Origin of the sequence: Leptospira soteropolitanensis (genome assembly GCF_026151655.1) — a bacterium.
GTDB classification, from domain to species: Bacteria; Spirochaetota; Leptospiria; order Leptospirales; family Leptospiraceae; genus Leptospira_A; species Leptospira_A soteropolitanensis.
Window position 1 is genome coordinate 1 of the sequence record NZ_JAMQPN010000008.1, and the last position, 19,476, is coordinate 19,476.

Consider the following 19,476-nt stretch of genomic DNA (forward strand, 5'->3'; position numbering starts at 1 on the left):
GCAGAACAATTACTAATTTGTAGACCTAATAGATTATAAATTATAACAGAATTTTTGTAAGTTTCCGAATTGATATCACAGGCATTGTTTAATAATTTTTCATTACAGGAAATTATAAAAAAAAATACATAAAAATAACGAAACACAAATATCGCGCAAACTCTTGGCATAAAAAAACCAAATCCAGGATTTTATTTACAGTGACAAAGGAAATAATTTATTTTTCTAAAATTTCACTCTCTAACTCGAATACACATGAATCCTAGTTAGTTGGTATAATCTATTCCGTTACAATAATTGTGCCATTTAGATATAATCTCTACTCAACTTATTTTCTTAGGGAATTCAGAAAGAAATTCATCAAGTTATGAACCGCAATGCCTGTTGGCTCATCAATGATTTCACCAACAACAGAAACCTTTCCTTTCACTCCAGTAATCAATAAATTGGTTTTTTCCGATAACTTAGCACCGATTGTTTTTAAGACCAATAATAAAGATTCATGCGCTTTTTCACCAACGGAAGCAGCTGTGATTAATGCGACTGGTTTGTCAGTAAAGACAACAGAAGAAACTGCCCATTCAATGGCATTTTTCAAGACGCCAGGAATGCTAAATACATATTCGGGGGAACAAATTAAAATTCCATCAGCCTTTTCCACTTCCTTTAAAAAATCTTTCACTATCTCTGGAGTTTCTTCATCAGAAATTCCAGAAGTAAAAAAAGGAAAATTGGCAATCTGATCATAGATTAGGATTTCACAGTCTTTTGTATAATTAACCTTTAAAGTCTGAAGGATTTTTTTATTATAAGAGGTGGAACTAATTCCGCCTGATATTGCTAGAATTTTTGGTTTTGATTGTAACATAATTGATTAAATAGATATCCCCATAATTTTTTTAGTTCCGTCTACCTCTTTGGTATAGGAAAACAATTTTAAGATAGAAAACTTTTCATAACCGTTGTCTTCGGTTTGGTATTCCCAAAGCCAACCCCACAAACTTCCTCTTTTTATATAACCTCGTTCTATTTCTGTTTTTTCCTGATACAAAGCACCAAGCAATACATAGGTGGAGTATTGATTGTCTGATTTAGTTTTATTATGATAGTAACCAAGACCAGCAAGTAACAATTCCGTTTTTTCTTCTTCTGAATCAAAAAGGTAATAAAAAAACGGTCCATACAATCGAGACTTTTCTTTGTCTGCGTCTGCGACTCTTAAAATCGGAAAAAAATTGATAGTAGTTTTATAGGATCTATCATCATAACCTAACCACAAAAAGGTAATTCTATTAATCTCCGATTTTCCTTTATCAAAACCCCACAACAAACCGCCCAAACTTCGGAACCGATAACTATCGTCTGTATTCTCCGATTCCATTAAATATAAAAAATTATAATAATGACCTTTCCTATTCCACCTATAATAATTTAACAATGTAAAAGTAGCAAAATCTTCGCCACTCCAATCATTAAAAGACAAAGGGATCACCGAAAAACTTGTATTTGTTTTATAAAAAGGAAAAATCAAGAGATGAGAAAGTTTTTTATCCTGCTCTATTGGAATCGCAGGTTTCGTTTTTGTCTTAAAAGTAATATCTCGTTCTTGATACCATTCCCAATCGATAAACCATAATACGTTGGTTCTTGTTCTGCTTTCTCTCGCATTTCTATAAAAAAAAGGAGTTATCCAAACGGTGTGTTCTCTTTCTGACTGAGATGATTGCCGGTCCTCATAAGAAAGCCATAAGGGCCAAAATAAAAACTCTGTCCGAGTAGAAGAGACACCTGTTGTTTGTTGATAAATAGAAAACAAAGTGTAAGTACTATTAATTTTATATTTTTCTTTTATTTCCTTTTTATGGACGTAAAAGGGAAGAATACGATGTCCTGAACCAACATCCGATTCATAAGTATTCACGAAAGGCCAAAAATAGGAACTTTCCTTACGATTATTTTCTTTGACTTCTTCCGTTAGATAAACATTCAAAAGATAAGCACGAAATTCGGAATCCTTGTCTTTCTGTTTACCATAGAGCGGAAAGAGTATCTTATATTCTAAATCATCGGCTTGGTAACTAAACCAAATGGGGAAAAAAGGTGGTAATAAAACTACGTTATCATTAGAGGCTTCGTCCCAAGTAAACCAAGCAAGTGGCAACAAACGAATGTGTCTTTTAGAATCTGCTCTCTCATACGAAAAAATTCCAAAGAGCAATTGATATCCGATAAAACTATCACTATTGTCACGATTGAATTCTCTTTTTTTTACAAGTTTTGGATCATTCAATTCTATAGGATTTGTTTTTTTAGATAGAGAACCTCCACTCAAAACTTTAGTTCTTTGTGAATATCCAAACAAATTATACAAAACTCCAAAATCAAAATCAAGATACACATTTCCATCGTTCGCTGCAAAATTCACATTTGCTGAATTTGTTTTTGTATACCATAATAAGTTGATATGATAATCTTCTTCCTCATTCGCATAATTTAGATAAACAGGAAAAATAAAATCAATCTCCTTCCCAGGTTTCCGGTATCTTCCAAAGATTGGGAAGGCCACAAACAGGTTTTCTTCCTTGGCTTTGTTATTTGCATAATAGATTGGGCCCATCCAATATTCATTTTCGTTTGACCTTTGGTTTTGATAATAAAGAAGAATTGGCAAAAACAAATAATTATTTTTGGAATAATAGACAAAAGGAAAAAGAGAAAATTCATGTAATCCTTGATTCTCATTGGTTTCAAAATGCAAGAAAGTCAACAAACGAAAATATATGTTTTTATTTTCGCCTGAAGTTTCTCGATTTTGATAATATAACAAAGGTATCACGGGAAATCCAAATTTATTATTTGTACCACTAGAACTAGAAAAGAAAAAAGGAATTGTTGTTAGGTAGGATTTATTGCTGTCTTTACCCCAAAAAACGAATGGATAAAAGGATTGGTCAATTGCATCTCTTTCTTTTGTTATATTTATATTTAGGATTCGTTTGTATTCACGGTTATCGGATTTACTTTGGATATGGTAATAAAATGGAAATAGAGATTTTGTTTTTGCTTTTGGGTAATCATAATAACGATAGAAGCCAAACGCCCGAACCGAATAGTGGTTTGTCCAATTTTCTACGTCATAAAAAATGTTACTCGCTGTAAACTTAGCACTCCTCTCACTCCCATAAACTTTGATTTCTTTCTCCGCTTCAAGATCAGGCCAAGTTTTAGGGAAAATTCCAAGTGGAAAGGTAATAAAAAGAAAAACTAAAACAAATCGATAGAATTTAATAACCATACAAACAAGAACACCTTTAACAATGAGGCCATTGTAATAGTAATTACTTTTACGCAAAGAAATAACTTGATTAATTTAAATCAATCTTTGATGGGGAGCCTCATCCACTTTTTATTTCTCTTAGGAATATATTCTATAATTTCCACCGCTTTGGGAATTTTTGAGGTGGCTTTGTTATTTGAGTATTTGTAATTTATTTCTGATAATAAAATAGGTTTCGAAGAAGGATACATTTGACCAATTTGTTTTTTTCCAGTACGATCATACAAAGGAATTACCGATTTTGAAATAGAACGATAAGGAAGATATGTCGATACATTAACCAAACGTCCTTCTTTATCATATTGATAATCATTAAAGCCTAATACAATTTCTTCCTTAGATACTACAATACCTTCCATCACATCTTCCGTGAATTCATAGGTTCCTTTTCCCATCCCAAAGATCAATGCTGTTCCAGTAAAAGCAATGTAAACAATTCCAAGGGCAGCTAAAGCAACCACACTGGAAGTAGCATATACAGGCATATAAACGGGCGATTTTTCATTAGCTCTTCGAATATCATATTCGCTCCGAAGAGTCTGACTAATGGAAAGATTTTTTGATACATTGATCGCATAGTACACTGGATAGTAGAGATACTCTTCTGGTTGCAAATCCATATCTTTTGAATCCACAAGGATAGTAATACTCCTTACAATGCGTTTATTTTCCTTATCACGAAGAATCCCGTAATAAATGATGCCATGATCATCTGGTCTTTCTATCGATTCCGAAACAACAGGCAAAAGTAATTCGGAAAATTCTAATTTTTCTACGAACTCTGCTGGCATCAAAGTAGCATTTAAATTTTCTTTTGGAATATAAACCGTCTGCGTAGAACAAGAAAAAAAAGATAACAGCAGAACCAATGTACAAATATATAATAATTTTGATTTCATTGAATGATTCAATCAATACATAGGATTATCCTACCATCAAAAACAATCAATTTTTTATTTTAATATTAATAAGTTTTAACCACCGTTTGCACATGAAAATATGTTAAAATGAAGAATTGTTTACCTTCCCTTCCAGAGATGTCGAAAATTCTTTTTTTTAAAGATTAGAAAAAGAGCGACTCTGCACTGAACCACTAATGCTTATTTTTAGAACTTCGTTTAAAAATTTTCACAAAGGACACCCATCTATTTTAAAATATAGATTAACAACTGCTATGTTATCGTATAACATACGAACATAACAAACCAAATAACAAAAAACCATTAACTTATTGAAATAAGTGATAATTCCAAAGGGAAAATATTTTATTACATTCTAGAACTATTCTAGTAATAATTATAAATTACAACATTCATTGTTAGCTGTTAAATTCATTCTAATATCTGAATTTCATCACTTTTCCAAAATTTGAGTCGCAATTGTTTATTTTAAAATGATATTATGCAGATTGCGTTACCCATGTGTCACAAAATTCCAAGGAAAGTGATCCATTCGATAGCCGACATTGAACATTTCTTAAGTAATTAAAACGTAAGAAGGAGGAACTTCAGTGATCGTAAAAAGCGATGTCATAATCATCGGAGCAGGAATCGCAGGTTTGGTGGCAGCATATGAATGTTTAAACCAAGAAAAATCTGTTTTAATTCTAGATAGAAACACAGAGGAACATTTAGGCGGACTCGCAAAACTATCATTTGGCGGTATGGCACTAGTAGGCACTCCGTTACAAAAACGTTTAGGAATCAAAGATACTCCCGAGATTGCTTTGGATGATTGGCATTCCTTTGCAGACTTTGGACCAAATGATCTTTATCCTAAGCTATGGGCCGAACAATATGTAAACGAAAGTCTTGGACAGGTATTCCACTGGCTTGGAAGTCTAAACTTGCATTTTTTCCCTGTAGTCAATTGGGTAGAAAGAGGATTGTATAAACGAGGAAATTCTGTTCCACGTTATCATGTTCTTTGGGGAACTGGTTATCGTTTGGTGGAACGTTTTGTTGAATTATTAAAGAAACACAAACATGCTAAAAATCTAAAAATTATCTTTGAACACAAGGTTACCGATTTAATCAAAGAAAACGGAAGGATTGTAGGATGTATCGCCGAACAAGAAAAAACGGGGAACAAAGAATTAAGTTTTTATGCTGATCACGTGATGGTTGCAACAGGTGGCATTACCGGATGTTTAAAGAAGGTTCGTGAACATTGGTATAAACCTTGGGGTGAGGCACCAAAAGAAATGTTGAATGGTTCTCATCCCTTTGCGGACGGATTAGTTCATGATGCCGTAAAAAAACATGGGGGAAATCTCACCCATTTAGATAAAATGTGGAATTATGCTGCGGGGATTCCCAATCCAAATCCAGAATTTGAAGGACATGGTTTAAGCCTAATCCCTTGCAAATCTGCTCTTTGGCTCGACCATTCGGGGCGTAGGATTGGACCTGAACCAATGATGACTGGTTTTGATACCAACGAACTTTGTCGGCGCATCTCTAGATTAGAAAAACCCTACACTTGGCAACTTCTGAATTGGCGAATTGCTGCAAAAGAACTGGCAGTTTCTGGTTCCGAACACAATCCAATGATCCGAGATCGAAAACTTGTATCTTTCTTAAGAGAAGTTTTACTTGGAAATCACCGTCTCGTGCGACAACTCCAAAAAGAAAGTGATCATTTTATCGTAGCAAACAACTTACAGGAATTAACTGATAAAATGAATCAGTTAAATGGGGATCAATCAATTGATTATGAAGTATTAAAGAAAGAGGTCACCCAGTATGATGATGTCATACGTCGCGGAAAAGGACTCTGGAACGACGATCAGTTACGTCGCATTCAACATGCAAGATCATGGCGTTCCGATCGTGTACGCACTTGTTCTCCCAAACCCATTCTTCATCCAGGTGCAGGCCCACTCATTGCTATCAAACTTAGATTGATTACACGAAAGAGCCTTGGTGGAATCCAAACTGATTTACAAAGTCGCGCATTAGATACATTAGGTGCTCATATTCCAGGACTTTATGCCATTGGTGAGGCAGCTGGATTTGGTGGAGGTGGCGCAAGTGGATTCAAATCTTTAGAAGGAACTTTTTTATCGGGTTGTATACTTACGGCAAGAGCCGCCGCAAAATCAATTAAGAATAACATTTCACAGTAAGATTAAAGGTATAAGGGAGAATAAGTAGATGAAAAAAACAGGCGCTTGGTTAGTCAGATATGCTTTAGAACAAATCGGAGTTCGTTATACTTTTGGAATTCCTGGTGTGCATAATACAGAAATTTATGATGAACTAAATAGTTCCGAATCTATCCAGCCAATACTCGTTACTCACGAAGGATGTGGAGCCTTTATGGCTGATGCCATCAGTCGAACTAGCAAATCAATTGGGACAATACTGATTGTTCCGGCAGCAGGAGTGACTCATGCAGCCAGCGGAATTGGCGAAGCCTTTTTGGACGGAATTCCTATGTTGGTCATCGCAGGTGGTGTTCGAAGTGATTCACAGTTTAAATACCAGTTGCACGATATGGACCAACATGCTCTTTTAAAGCCTATTACGAAACAAACCTTTAAGATAAATTCACAAGCAGAAATCATCGAAACAATTTATAAAGCTTATCAAATTGCCACAACGGGTGAACCTGGGCCAGTATTTATTGAAATCCCTGTGAATATCCAACTTTATACGGGATCCGTTGAAGAACTTCTAACATATAAAGAATACTGCAAATTACAAACTGTAACACTCGTACCTTTTCCATTTGCCAGTTTAGATGAAGCTGTGAAACTACTAGTCCAAGCGAAATCACCTGGTTTATTTTTAGGTTGGGGTGCGGTCGATGTTACTTCCTCCACAATCCAAATTGCAGAACTGCTAGGTGCCCCTGTTTCTACCACCTTACAAGGATTAAGCTCTTTCCCAGGAAACCATCCTTTACATTGTGGAATGAGTTTCGGGGCCGCAGCAGTTCCTGTCGCTACGAAAGCTTTTTCTGAATGCGATTGTTTACTCGCAGTAGGAACTCGGTTTGCGGAAATTGCTACTGCCAGTTTCGGAGTCACTGTACCCAAAAACCTAATTCATATTGATATCAATCCCGAAGTTCTCAGTGCTAATTACCCTGCTAAAGTTGGAATCACAGGTGATGCTAAATTAATCCTACCCGAGTTAGTAAAAAGACTAAAAGCAAAGTTAGAAGAAACGAAACAAAATCGGGAGGATCGAAAACAAAAAATCAAATCAGAAATTGCGAAAAACAAACTAGCTTATACAGAAGAATGGTTTCAACATGATAGTAAAGATCGTGTGAATCCGGCAAAGTTTTTCAGTGCCTTGCGTAGCACATTACCAGATGACGGCTTTGTTGTTGTTGACGATGGTAATCATACTTTTTTAACAGCAGAACTCATGCCCATCCATAATCCTAGACATATGATTTCTCCCACAGATTTTAATTGTATGGGTTATGCAGTACCAGCAACGATTGCAACAAAGATGGCAAACCCAGATAAAGCCGTTATCGGAATCATCGGCGATGGAGCTTTTCTTATGACTTGTATGGAGATTAGCACTGCGAAAAGAAACCAGATTGGTGTTATTTTTGCCGTCTTCAATGATGGTGAGTTATCCCAAATTGCTCAAGCACAACAGGTTCCCTACAATCGCAAAACTTGTACCGTTCTTGGAGTCACACGATTTGAAGGGATTGCTCTAGCAACTGGTGCAGAATATTTGCGTATAGAAACCAACGAGGATATTTTTGAAAATTTAAAAAATGCATGGAACCTAACCCAAGAAGGTCGTCCTGTGATTTTGGATGTGCATATTGATTACAGCAAAAAAACTCGATTCACCCAGGGGATCGTTGGCACCAATTTGAAACGTTTGCCATTCGCTGCAAAAATTCGAATGATTGGCCGGGCCCTTGTGCGAAAAGTGACTGGATAGGACTATTTTGTTTTGCGAATCTTACTGGCACCCATGGAAGGACTTCTCGATTTTCGCCTGCGCGATACACTCACACGCGTAGGTGGATTTGACGAGTGCGTTAGTGAGTTCATTCGAGTAAACAATACACTTCTTCCATCACATAGGTTCTATCGGTATGTACCTGAACTTCATGAAAATTGTAGAACTAGATCTGGTGTACCAGTCAAAGTGCAATTATTAGGTTCAGATATTAACTGTATGGCAGAGAACGCCAGTAAGGTTGCCTCCTTAGGAGCTTACGGAATCGATATCAATTTTGGATGTCCGGCACCCACAGTAAATAGAAACCGTGGGGGAGCGGCTCTACTCAAAGAACCCGATTTAATGTTCGCGATAGTGAAAGCCATTAGAAAAGCCGTCACTGCAAATATCCCGGTCACAGCTAAGATGAGGTTAGGTTACGACTCCACCGAACAAGCGCTTGTTTGTGCAAAAGCGTTGGAAGAAGGCGGAGCTGAAGAAATTGTAGTCCATGCCAGGACCAAAACGGATGGATACAAACCACCCGCCTACTGGGATTGGATTAGTAAAATCAGATCCACTGTCAATGTTCCCGTGGTGGCCAATGGAGAAATTTGGACCGCAGAAGATGCAAAAAGATGTCAGGAAGTTTCTGGTTGCCGGGATATAATGATTGGTCGTGGTGCTGTTGCCAACCCAGCACTAGCCCTAATGATCCGAGGGAAAAGAAACCAAAACCTATCTTGGGATGAAATCAAAGAGATTCTATATCTGTATTGGCTGAATTTGGAAAAAACAGTGGATACCAGAAGTCGAGGCGGAAGAATCAAACAGTGGTTACACTACCTTTCTCGCGAATACCAAGAAGCAAAAAGAGATTTTGAAATTGTAAAACGATTTACAAACCTAGATGAATTTACCTTTTATTGGAAACAAGGCAGATAATTCTTAAAATTTTTCTGCTTGATTTTCGTTCAATTCTTGAATTGGTTTTTGTTTGTCATTTTTTTCAAAAAAGTTTCATTCCATACATAGGGAAATTTTTTTTATTATTCGGATGTAGATGCCAGTATTTATTCAATGTTAGGTGTAGTGTCCCCCAAGACTTTAGTCAATATTTTTTCCCAGTGAATCCCATGATCGAAATATGGTATTTTATAAAAGTTTAGATTTTAGATCGCAAGCCTCTAAATCAAGAATGGAGAAAGGCAAAAAAACTTCCCTATCAAACCATTCAAAAACTCTTTTTTCCTTTCAAAACGAATCAACCTCGCCAAGTTATTCCTTATGTTTGAATCTTTTTCCAACTCTGAAATCCTATCAGGTATGATTACTCCGGCAGTCCTTGTATCTGCTTGTGCCAGTTTGATATTTTCTACAGCCAATAGACTGGGAAGGATCTTTGATCGAGTGAACCTATTGAAATCGGAAGTAGAAATTCTATTAGAGGGCAAAAGAGGTTTTCAGAAAGAACGAATGGTTTACATGAGACACCAACTTTCTGTTCAGAAAAAAAGGGCAGTGCTCATCCAACGTTCGATGGCATTTTTGTATTTGGCGACATCCTTATTTATTATCTCCAGTTTAACTTTGGCTTTCACCCTTGCCTTTGCTAAACATCTAAATTGGATTCCTACTGTGGTTGCATTATCAGGTGGAATTTGTTTATTTCTTGCCAGTGCCCTTCTTTTTTACGAAAGTAGATACAATCTAACTTTCATTAACCGACAAATTGAGTTTACAGAGTTTTTGGAAAGAGAAGTGCGGGAAAAATAAAGCAAAAAATAACCGAAAAACAATTCCCCAAAAGGATTTTTTAATTTCCTTTTGGGCGCCTCGAATCCGTTAGTTGACTTTTAATTTTTCCAAAATCGACCGCGTTATCCGCTCCAATCTTTCGCGTTGCGAAAGGATTTCCGCTACTACCGCTGGCGCAGGGATTTTATTCTAAATTTTATACAAAACTTTTGGAAACTTACCTGTGAGTTCAAAGTTTTTGTTTGGAGATATCCTCTAAAAATTGTTCTAAACAACGATGGGTAGCTTTTTCAGTTGCGTACCTTACTCTTTCTATATAAATGAACTTTTCAGTACCAGTGGCAACCTCATCAGCGTCAAAATCTTTTTTATATACTTCTCTTTTATCTTTCAATATAGTAAAAGTTAACTTTATTTTATGTCGAACGCTTAAAAAATTCAATTCTTGAATTTCATCTTTCTCATTATTAATTACTATAAGCTGAAGATCCCCATTAAAATTGACTATTGATTTAAATAGCCCAAATTCGATAAGACCTTTTCTTATCATCGTACGCATTCCTATCTGAGAAATTCCTTTGTTAAAATTTGCTCGGGATGTTTCAGGTTCTAACACCTCTAATGATTGATTTAACAATCCTTGTTTCGGTTCCTTTTGCTGAAATGACGGTAATTCCGCACAAGAATGTAAATTTAACAAAATGAGTATAACAAAAATATATTTAATATTCATTTAATGATTCCTTTTGATTTCCATTGATTTAGGGACGAATAGATGACATTTCGATTTGCATTAGAGTGAACAACTGGTGTAAAAAAAAATGGCGAAATAGGTATAATGATCCAACCTACGAATATATCTATGTTAAAACGCTCTTCGTTGAAAGCTAATAGCTTTTTTTTAGAATCGAGTAAAGAGATTTTCATATGATAATCTTGATCCATTTTCAGTGGAATCGCAAGAACCGTTAAACCAGAAATCACTGCGAATATCTTACTAGCTTTTTCATCAATATTCGTCTCTACGTACATGATCAAATCATGAGGTTCATTTTCGTTTGTAACAACTTTTTTGAACATGTTAGATTCTTTTAGAATGTCAGCTATATTTTCATTTATCTCGGGTATTGCTTGAGGATGCTTTGAAAATTGACCTTTTTCATAGAAATCTCCATAATACTTTATTAATATAGTTTTCTTTTCCAATATTTCAGGTTTTGGCTGATTTTTTAACGTTGGATTCTCATAATGCACAAAGGAAGCGCAATGTAATAGAATTCCTAGACAAAAAACTGAAATCAATACGAACAAATTAAGAGATTGTTTTTCTTTCCAATTCATTGGCCAAATGTAGAAATAAACAATAGTTAGGTCAAATTTATTTCAAAAAATAACAGATATTAATTCAAATATTAAAGGTTAAATTTAGGATTACTCCAACCTGTACATCAAAAAACATTATAATATCATGCTATCCTTAAATGATTTTGACTCTAATTCTTTAAATCTGCAAAAGTTTACGTTTCTTAAAAAAGGAAGGATCATATTCTAAATAATTCATACTCGAAATTTTAGTTCTCAATTGATAACCATCCTCACTGCGCCAGGGACCTGAAGGGCTTGGTCCGAGGAGGCGAATGCAACCGAGGACGGGAGCGTAAGCGGACCCCGAATGGGCCCGCCCGGGCGCCCAGAGCTAAAACTATGAACTTATCAGAATTAAAATGGGAGATTTTGGGAAGTGGCGTGCCAAAGAAAGCGGGTCGTGATAGAAGGAAACCATTGGGTGGCGGGTCTAGTTCCCCACCCAGAGATCAGGGCGGGGAGACCAAATCCACCACCCAGCCCCTTCGACCCTCTTTTGTAACAAATCTGACAAAAAAAAACGATTTTCCTGTCACCTTGGCTTTCTAGAACGGTAAGTAAAAATTAGATTCGGAAATTCCTTCATGAGAGAAATCAAAACTGTCACGATTTTAGGTGCCAACGGAGCCATGGGTTCCGGAAGTGCGGGCGTCATTGCTGCCTTCGGTGGTGCTAAAGTCCATATGCTCGCTAGAGATGTTGAAAAAGCAAAACAGGGTATCGAAGCCGCTGTCGCATCCGTAAAAACGGATACTATTCGCGCAAGAATGATCCCTGGTTCCTACGATGCGGATCTGGAAAAAGCTGTCGCAGAGTCAGATTGGGTATTCGAACTCGTGGCGGAAAGTTACGAAGTCAAAGAACCGATCAATGCTCGTATTGCCAAGGCTCGCCGTCCGGGAACCATCGTTTCCACTGTGTCCTCTGGACTTTCTATCGGTCGTTTGGCTAAAGCTTACGATGAAGATGGCCAAAAACACTACTACGGTACGCATTTTTTTAACCCTCCTTATAAAATGATCCTTTGTGAACTCGTCACTCACGCAGGAAATGATAAAAAAGTCACACAAGCGTTAGGTGAATACTTAGAAAAAGTACTCGGCCGTGCTGTGGTGTATACAAACGACACTCCTGCTTTCGCTGGAAACCGTATAGGATTTCAGTTGATGAACGAAGTGGCTCACTTTGCAGAAAAGTATGCTGACAAAGGTGGAATCGCCCTTATGGACGAAATCATGTCTGGTTACACGGGACGAGCGATGGGACCACTTGCAACTGCTGACTTCGTAGGACTTGATGTTCACAAAGCCATCGTAGACAATATCTACGACAATACAAAAGACGAAGCACACGAAACATTCAAACTTCCTGGTTACTTCCAAAAGTTAATCGATGCCGGTAAACTTGGTATGAAATCTGGTGGCGGTCTCACTAAAGTTGTGAAACACGCAGATGGAAAACGTGAGAAGTTTGTTTACAATATCAAAACTGGTGAGTACGATCCGTATCCAAAATTTGATATACCTTTTATCAAAGAAGCTCGCCAAAAAATCAAAGAGTCTGATTACAAAGGTGCGATGGATGTAGTTAAAAAAGCATCCGGTTTTGAAGCAGACATTGCTCGTTACTTCATTTCACGTTACATCAGTTATTCGCTCTCCCTTGTAGGAGAAGTGGTTGATACAAAAGAAAACACTGATGGCGCTATGGGTTTCGGTTTTAACTGGGTTCCTGCTTCTGCTTTTGTTGATTTCCTTGGTGGACCTAAAGAAACAATTAAGCTAATGGAAGCGTCTAAAATACCAGTTCCAAAACTTTTAAAAGATGCAAAAGAAGGCAAAAAGTTCTACGAACTTGGCGACAAACTTGATGCAAGGTCTCTCTTCAAAGGTTAATTAGGAGTATCATATGAGTGAAAAAGTATTCGTATTAGGCGGAGAACAAACCGACTTCCAAAGAAACTGGACCAAAGAAGGAAAAACCTTCATGTCCATGATGCGTGAAGTATTAGATGATGCTCTTGAAAAAGTTGGCATTAGTTATGATGAAATCAAAAGATTGAACAAAGAAAACCGCGTGGCTGTTTTTGTTGGAAACTTTGATGCAGAACAATATGCCAACCAAGGTCACTTGGGTGCTTTTTTAACAGAAGTAAACCCTGCTCTTTTTGGTGTTCCTGGTGCACGTTACGAAGCCGCTTGTGCTTCTGGTTCCGTTGCTCTTGATGCTGCCATCACACATATCCGCGCTGAAGATTACGATCTAGCGATTGTACTTGGTGTGGAAGTGATGAAAACAGTTTCTTCTTCTGTGGGTGGTGACTTTCTTGGAACTGCTGCCTATTACGAAAAAGAAGCGAAAGGGGTTCAATTTCCTTTCCCTAAACTTTTCGGAAAACTTGCAGATGTGATCTTAGAAAGATACGAACTCAAAGAAGAACGTTTTATGGACGCACTTGCTGAAATTTCTCGTATCAATTACGCAAACGCAAAACGAAATCCAAAAGCACAAACTCGTACATGGTTCATGAACAAAGAACATGCAATGGCTCGTGGTGGTGCAAACAATATGGCAGTGGGTGGAAGACTTTGTATCACTGACTGTTCACAAGTAACAGATGGTGCTGCGGTTACGATCTTAGCTTCCAAAGATTACACAAAAGAATACGCTAAAAAAACTGGTCGCAAAATTGATGACATCCCACGCGTAAAAGGTTGGGGTCACCGAGTCGCACCAATTACTTTTGAAGCAAAAAAACAAGAATCCGTTGGAGACAAATACATCCTTCCTTGGACTCGCCAAACGGTAAAAGATGCTTACAAACGTGCTGACCTAGATGTAAAGAACATCGATGTGTTCGAAACACATGACTGTTTTACTTCTTCGGAATATGCTGCGATTTCTGCTTTTGGAATCTCAGAACCAGGAAAAGAACACATCGCGATCGAAGAAGGAACGATTGACTTTGGTGGTAAAAAACCAATCAATCCATCCGGTGGTCTTATCGGTGTGGGTCACCCTGTTGGTGCGTCCGGAGTTCGTATGATGCTTGACCTTTACAAACAAGTTACAAACACCGCAGGTGATTACCAAGTGAAAGGAGCAAAGAACGGTCTTATGCTCAACATTGGTGGATCAGCTACGACGAACTTTGTGTTCATCTTAGGTAAGTAATCCAGTGAATTCGCTGAATACAGAAAAATGGAATCGGATTTTAATCCGGTTCCTTCTTGCCTTTTCATTTTGGGAAGCTGTTTCCATTCCAGTTAGAATGTTGTTTTTTTCAAAGTTTTACTTTGATCCAACTTTCAAAACTATGTTTATTCCTATAACAGATGTTTTCTGGCTTGGACCTGTGTTCAGCGATTTAGTATTCACACTTTCCTTTGGACTCCTTTATTCACTCGTGAAAGAGTCTCTGCCACAAGGTCTTGTGGGTGGTTTCCTTGTTGGAATTCTAGTATCCATCATTGGATTTGTTTCCCCTATGTTGTGGACCTTATCACTTACAAACTTTGCACCAACGGCTCTTGTTTGGGTTTGGGTAGCCTACTACTCCATTTTTACTATATCCACTGCTGTGATTTATTCGGTAGGTTGGAATACGGAAGACTAAAACAATTCAAGTTTTTGGAAGGAAAAAGTTTCAACTAGTTCCTTCTGATTTAATTCAAACTGAAATTTGAATCATTGAACCCAAAGGAAACTTTGGGTTTTTTATTTTCTTCGAATTTCTCCAACCAAATGAGTACCTGGTGCAATGGTGTTAAACACAGTTCCATATTTTTTTATATTTTCGTGTAACAAATGCAGGCGTTCCTCCGATTCCTCTGTATCCACAATGACTTGGTAGCGTATCGATTCCATTTTAGGTGGTACATCTTGGCGAATTCCATCTACGATGACTTGTATCCCTTTCCATTGAAAATGAAGGATGGGAGAGACTCTTTCCACTCCTTTAATGATGCAGGCAGAAAGGGCAGAAAGTAACAACTCCGCTGGATTAAATGCATTTGGATTTCCCGCCATATCCGTATCTAAAATAATTTCTGCCGATTTACAACGAGAAAGACTCGTATGGGAATCAACACGTAAAGTTTCCACATGAAATTCCATTTTTGATTTTGCAATTTGGTCAAGGTTAGTCATCACAATTTCCTATATAATAAATTCAAATCCTTAGAACTGAAAACGGAAAGCAACTGAGTCCAATCTATCCGCAACCAATCCTAAATTTGTGATGGATTCTTCAATGGCTCCGATGGTATGTTTTTGTTCGTTTGCTGCAGCAGATAACTCTTCTACAATGGCGGAAGTGTTGATCAATTGCGTTTGAATTTTCTCCATATTTCCTAAAACATTTCCTGACATCGATTCTGTGCCTTCTGTTGATCCATTAATTTTTTCTGCACTGATTTTTGTTTCTTCAGCATTCTTTAAAATTTTACTCATTTCCATTTGGACCGTTTCAAACTCTAATGATCCCACCTCTACTTCACCAAGTCCTTCTTGTATATCAGAGACCGTTTGTAAAATTTTTGATGTCAACTCAGCTATGAATGTAGAAATTTCTTTGGCTGATTGATTGGACTGTTCTGCCAATTTCCCCACTTCCCCTGCGACTACTGCAAATCCTCTTCCAGCTTCCCCGGCCCTTGCCGATTCAATGGAAGCATTTAAAGAGAGTAAATTTGTTTTTTCAGAAATTGCTGTGATCGTCTCTGTAATCTTTCGTATCGCCTTCGTTTTTTCACCAAGTTCCTTAATGACTTCAGACGTTTTGAGAATTTGTTTTCTCGCTTTTTGAAACTGTGTCATTGCTTTATCAGAACAATCTTTCCCCACTAAGGAAAAATGATATGACTCTGTGGATTCTGATTGTACCACATTCGCTTCTGTTCGTATATTGCAAATTAGTTGGTTTAAGGAATCTAATTCTAGAAAGATACTATCAGAACTTTCACGAGTCACAATGCTAGAATCAGCCAAGGAAAACATAGCCTTAGACAATTCTTGAAATGCAATATGAATATGTTCCACAGCATAAGTCAGAGATCTAATTTGTGTTTTCACAATTTCGGCGTTCCCAATCAATTGAGAAATCATTCCTCGAAATTCAAATTGTGTTTTTTTGATCATTGGAAATATGGGAGCATATTCTCCTTCATTTTCAAAAACTACATCAAACTTAAGTTTTCCGTTGTATAAATTCTCAAGATATTCTTTCACTTTTAAAAAAGATTTTTTATTTTTGCGAATGGATAAAAAACCAAAAGTTACGATCAAAAGAAATAAACTAAACCCAAAGATTGAAATGATTGGGTTATTAAGAAAAACAAAACTAGTATGTGTTTTTAAGGAAAATAAAACGAGTAAAAGACCACTAACAATAGTTTGTATAATAAAAATTGAAGACAACGATAAACCGACTTTTGTTTGGTCTTTGGTTTCTGGTTTCCCATTGGCAGCGTTCAATTTAGCGTAAAGATTTTCCGCTTTATGGATTTGTTCTTTTGTAGCTTTAGTACGGACAGACATAAAACCTACATGTTGTCCATCTTGATAGATCGGTGAAACGTTTGCATCAACCCAATAATAATCACCGTTTTTGCATCGGTTTTTAACAATGCCTACCCAAGAATGTTGGGTCTTAATGGTATCCCACATATCTTGAAAAGCAGCCTTTGGCATATCGGGATGACGAATCAAATTATGAGGTTGCCCAATGAGCTCTTTTTCAGTATACCCACTAATGCGCAAAAAATCCTCATTCACATAGGTGATGATCCCTTTTAGATCTGTTTTGGAAGTGATCTTGGTTCCTTCTTGGAATTCGATTTCTGTATCAGTAATGGGCAGATTCTTGCGCATGATTTCTTTGTATTCTAGCGCATTTTGCCGTCAAAGTACTATTTAGAAGATAGGCAATCCAAATACGGAATTTAGGATTTTCCAATATCCAAACAATAGACGGCAAGTTAACATTGTTCTTTTTTGAAGGCCTTAAACCGAAAATGATTTTCCATTTCAAACCATAAATACATAACATCCATTAGTTTATATTTTATTGCTCAGAATGAACGCACCATCTGTATTCTATAGTTTAAGTTAAAAATCTCAAACTATCCATTGATAAACAAGTTTCAATCAAAAGAAAGGACAACTTTGAAACAACAGACCACACACAAGATTATTTAGAAATCCATCCCTTCGACTTGACTTTTATGTATTGGTCCTCCATTCTATGGAGGAAGGCGGGAAGGTTAGGCCAGGTGGCAAAGTGAAACGAGAAACTATATTCTGGGACCTCACCCTAAAACTCGAAGCGTTCACTCACACGGTTCCTGTACCTTTTGCAGTATATTATGCCATCATCACTCAAAAAATGGAGCCAGAACATTGGAAAATCTTCATTGCCCTTTGTGTGGTATTTGCAACAGGAATAGGTTTACTTGGTACCTTTGTTCGCCACCTCCTTGTTAAATTTGTCTTCGCAAAAATAGAAAGAATACCCATCGCAACACCAGGAGTTTCCACTTTAACCAAAGAAGAAATGGATTATGCTAAATCCGTAAAAATATTATTATTCCGATACCCTCTATTAGAAGCAATTATTATCGTAATACGTTGGTTATCTGGTGTAATACCAATTAGTTTTTTATTCTTTTATTTAGTGGCTTATATGCCATCAGTACTTCGTTCAGCAATTTTTACGTTTGTAATGATTACTCCAATATCATTCGTAACGTATTATTTCATATCGGAAAGTTGTATTCGCCCTCTCTTCGACCTTCCCCAAATCAAAAACATTGAACTACAAGAAAAAGATATTCCAAAGTTCAATTATTTCACAAGGATCCTTGTTGCTTTTTTCAGTTTGGCAACTCTTCCCTTTGTCATTTTTTCTTACATTCTCTATTCGCTGGCGATGGGTGAAATCGCAGTCCAGGATCCAATGATTCCTATTGTCACTGTTTCCTTTATTTTCATCATTCCACTGATTGTTTGTTCCTATGTAGTAGCAAAGTCTGTAAACGAAGGTTTAAACGAAACAAGCGGGTCTTTGGGAGAACTCGCAAAAGGAAATTTTGATGTGGTTGTCACTCCGAAATCTAGTGATGATTTTGCCAAACAAGCCTTTTACTTAAATTCAGTCATTGGCAAACTAAAAGGAATGTATGAGGAAATCAGAAATTTAAATGAAGGGTTGGAAGAAAAAGTCAAACAGCGAACCAATGAGCTCAATAAGTCCTTACAAGATATTAGCAATTTAAAAATCCAACAAGATGGTGATTATTTTCTCACCTATCAACTATTAAATCCTCTTGCTATTAAAGATATAGAGAGTAACCAACTGGAAGTGGATCATTTAGTCCGGCAGAAAAAAGTATTCGAATACAAAAACCAAAGGTATGACATAGGGGGAGACATTAATATTTCCCATTCCATTACCTTACAGAAGAGAAGATTCTTATTATTTGCCAATGCAGATGCTATGGGTAAGTCTATGCAAGGTGCTGGTGGAGCTTTGGTGTTTGGTGCTGTTTTTCAATCCATCGTCCAAAGGACAAAATCGGATCAGGGTTACCAAGCCTTGGGACCTGAAGATTGGCTAAAAAACAATCTCCAAGAAATGCATATGATCTTTGAAGCCTTTGATGGAACTATGCTCGTTTCACTTACAATGGGTTTATTAGAAGAGGATACCGGGAAACTGTATTTTTTAAATGCAGAGCATCCCCCTATCGTTTTATACAGAAATAGAAAGGCTGAATACTTACAAGCTGATGTATCGTATAGAAAACTCGGCACATTAGGAGCCGCACCCATTCAAAATATCAAAGAATTCCAACTGCAACCTGGAGATGTACTGATCATTGGGTCTGACGGAAAGGATGACATTTTACATTTGGATACGTCTGGAAAATGGGAGGTCCACTCTGATGAAGAGAATTTTCTCCGAATGGTTGAGTCGACACAAGGGAACCTACTTGCGATTACAAAACAAATTGAATCCCTAGGTCAAATTATAGACGACATTTCGTTAATCCGAATCAGTTACCTGCCCAAAACGATTCCATAATCCAAAGGTGA

15 protein-coding genes are annotated in these 19,476 nt (G+C 37.0%); 8 read left to right on the forward strand and 7 right to left on the reverse strand.

From position 1 onward, the window contains the following. Positions 1-328: 328 nt before the first annotated feature. The 3 genes from ND811_RS15150 to ND811_RS15160 all read right to left on the reverse strand — a co-directional run bounded on the left by ND811_RS15150 (position 329) and on the right by ND811_RS15160 (position 4,236). Complete coding sequence (locus tag ND811_RS15150; protein WP_265352984.1) at positions 329-868, reverse strand: NADPH-dependent FMN reductase; 540 nt, start codon at positions 866-868, stop codon at positions 329-331. Positions 869-874: 6 nt separating this feature from the next. Beyond that, complete coding sequence (locus ND811_RS15155; RefSeq protein WP_407658915.1) at positions 875-3,289, reverse strand: LA_1737 family protein; 2,415 nt, start codon at positions 3,287-3,289, stop codon at positions 875-877. Between the two features lie 86 nt (positions 3,290-3,375). After that, a complete protein-coding gene (locus ND811_RS15160; protein WP_265352983.1) occupies positions 3,376-4,236 on the reverse strand; it encodes a hypothetical protein in 861 nt (286 codons plus the stop codon). Between the two features lie 611 nt (positions 4,237-4,847). Between ND811_RS15160 and ND811_RS15165 the strand changes: the two genes are divergently transcribed. From ND811_RS15165 to ND811_RS15180, 4 genes are all read left to right on the forward strand, one after another. After that, on the forward strand, positions 4,848-6,464 hold the full coding sequence (locus ND811_RS15165; protein WP_265352982.1) for an FAD-binding dehydrogenase: 1,617 nt from the start codon (positions 4,848-4,850) through the stop codon (positions 6,462-6,464). Positions 6,465-6,492: 28 nt separating this feature from the next. Continuing rightward, positions 6,493-8,256, forward strand: a complete 1,764-nt coding sequence (locus tag ND811_RS15170) for a thiamine pyrophosphate-binding protein (protein ID WP_265352981.1) — start codon at positions 6,493-6,495, stop codon at positions 8,254-8,256. 12 nt (positions 8,257-8,268) lie between these two features. Continuing rightward, complete coding sequence (locus ND811_RS15175) at positions 8,269-9,204, forward strand: tRNA dihydrouridine synthase (protein WP_265352980.1); 936 nt, start codon at positions 8,269-8,271, stop codon at positions 9,202-9,204. Between the two features lie 342 nt (positions 9,205-9,546). Further along, a complete protein-coding gene (locus ND811_RS15180; protein WP_265352979.1) occupies positions 9,547-10,035 on the forward strand; it encodes a DUF2721 domain-containing protein in 489 nt (162 codons plus the stop codon). 211 nt (positions 10,036-10,246) lie between these two features. Here ND811_RS15180 and ND811_RS15185 read toward each other — a convergent pair whose 3' ends face one another. Next, positions 10,247-10,750: a hypothetical protein gene (locus tag ND811_RS15185; protein WP_265352978.1), complete on the reverse strand. Its 504-nt coding sequence runs from the start codon at positions 10,748-10,750 to the stop codon at positions 10,247-10,249. Then, a complete protein-coding gene (locus tag ND811_RS15190) occupies positions 10,747-11,358 on the reverse strand; it encodes a hypothetical protein (RefSeq protein WP_265352977.1) in 612 nt (203 codons plus the stop codon). Before ND811_RS15190 ends, ND811_RS15185 begins: the two co-directional genes overlap by 4 nt. Positions 11,359-11,966: 608 nt before the next feature. On the opposite strand from ND811_RS15190, the gene ND811_RS15195 reads away from it, so the two are divergent. Genes ND811_RS15195 through ND811_RS15205 form a run of 3 tightly spaced genes read left to right on the forward strand, consistent with a single transcriptional unit; the run spans position 11,967 to position 14,998 of the window. Continuing rightward, complete coding sequence (locus ND811_RS15195) at positions 11,967-13,277, forward strand: 3-hydroxyacyl-CoA dehydrogenase NAD-binding domain-containing protein (RefSeq protein ID WP_265352976.1); 1,311 nt, start codon at positions 11,967-11,969, stop codon at positions 13,275-13,277. Positions 13,278-13,290: 13 nt separating this feature from the next. Next, the gene (locus tag ND811_RS15200) at positions 13,291-14,556 is read left to right on the forward strand and encodes an acetyl-CoA acetyltransferase (RefSeq protein ID WP_265352975.1); all 1,266 of its coding nucleotides are present in this window, start codon (positions 13,291-13,293) and stop codon (positions 14,554-14,556) included. Positions 14,557-14,560: 4 nt separating this feature from the next. Next, positions 14,561-14,998, forward strand: a complete 438-nt coding sequence (locus ND811_RS15205; protein ID WP_265352974.1) for a hypothetical protein — start codon at positions 14,561-14,563, stop codon at positions 14,996-14,998. A gap of 101 nt (positions 14,999-15,099) precedes the next feature. Here ND811_RS15205 and ND811_RS15210 read toward each other — a convergent pair whose 3' ends face one another. Beyond that, a complete protein-coding gene (locus ND811_RS15210) occupies positions 15,100-15,531 on the reverse strand; it encodes an OsmC family protein (protein WP_265352973.1) in 432 nt (143 codons plus the stop codon). Positions 15,532-15,561: 30 nt separating this feature from the next. Continuing rightward, positions 15,562-17,253 (reverse strand): methyl-accepting chemotaxis protein, encoded by a 1,692-nt coding sequence (locus ND811_RS15215; RefSeq protein ID WP_265352972.1) that lies wholly within the window; start codon positions 17,251-17,253, stop codon positions 15,562-15,564. A 409-nt stretch (positions 17,254-17,662) separates the two neighbouring features. Between ND811_RS15215 and ND811_RS15220 the strand changes: the two genes are divergently transcribed. Next, the gene (locus ND811_RS15220; protein ID WP_265352971.1) at positions 17,663-19,465 is read left to right on the forward strand and encodes a SpoIIE family protein phosphatase; all 1,803 of its coding nucleotides are present in this window, start codon (positions 17,663-17,665) and stop codon (positions 19,463-19,465) included. Positions 19,466-19,476 lie beyond the last annotated feature (11 nt).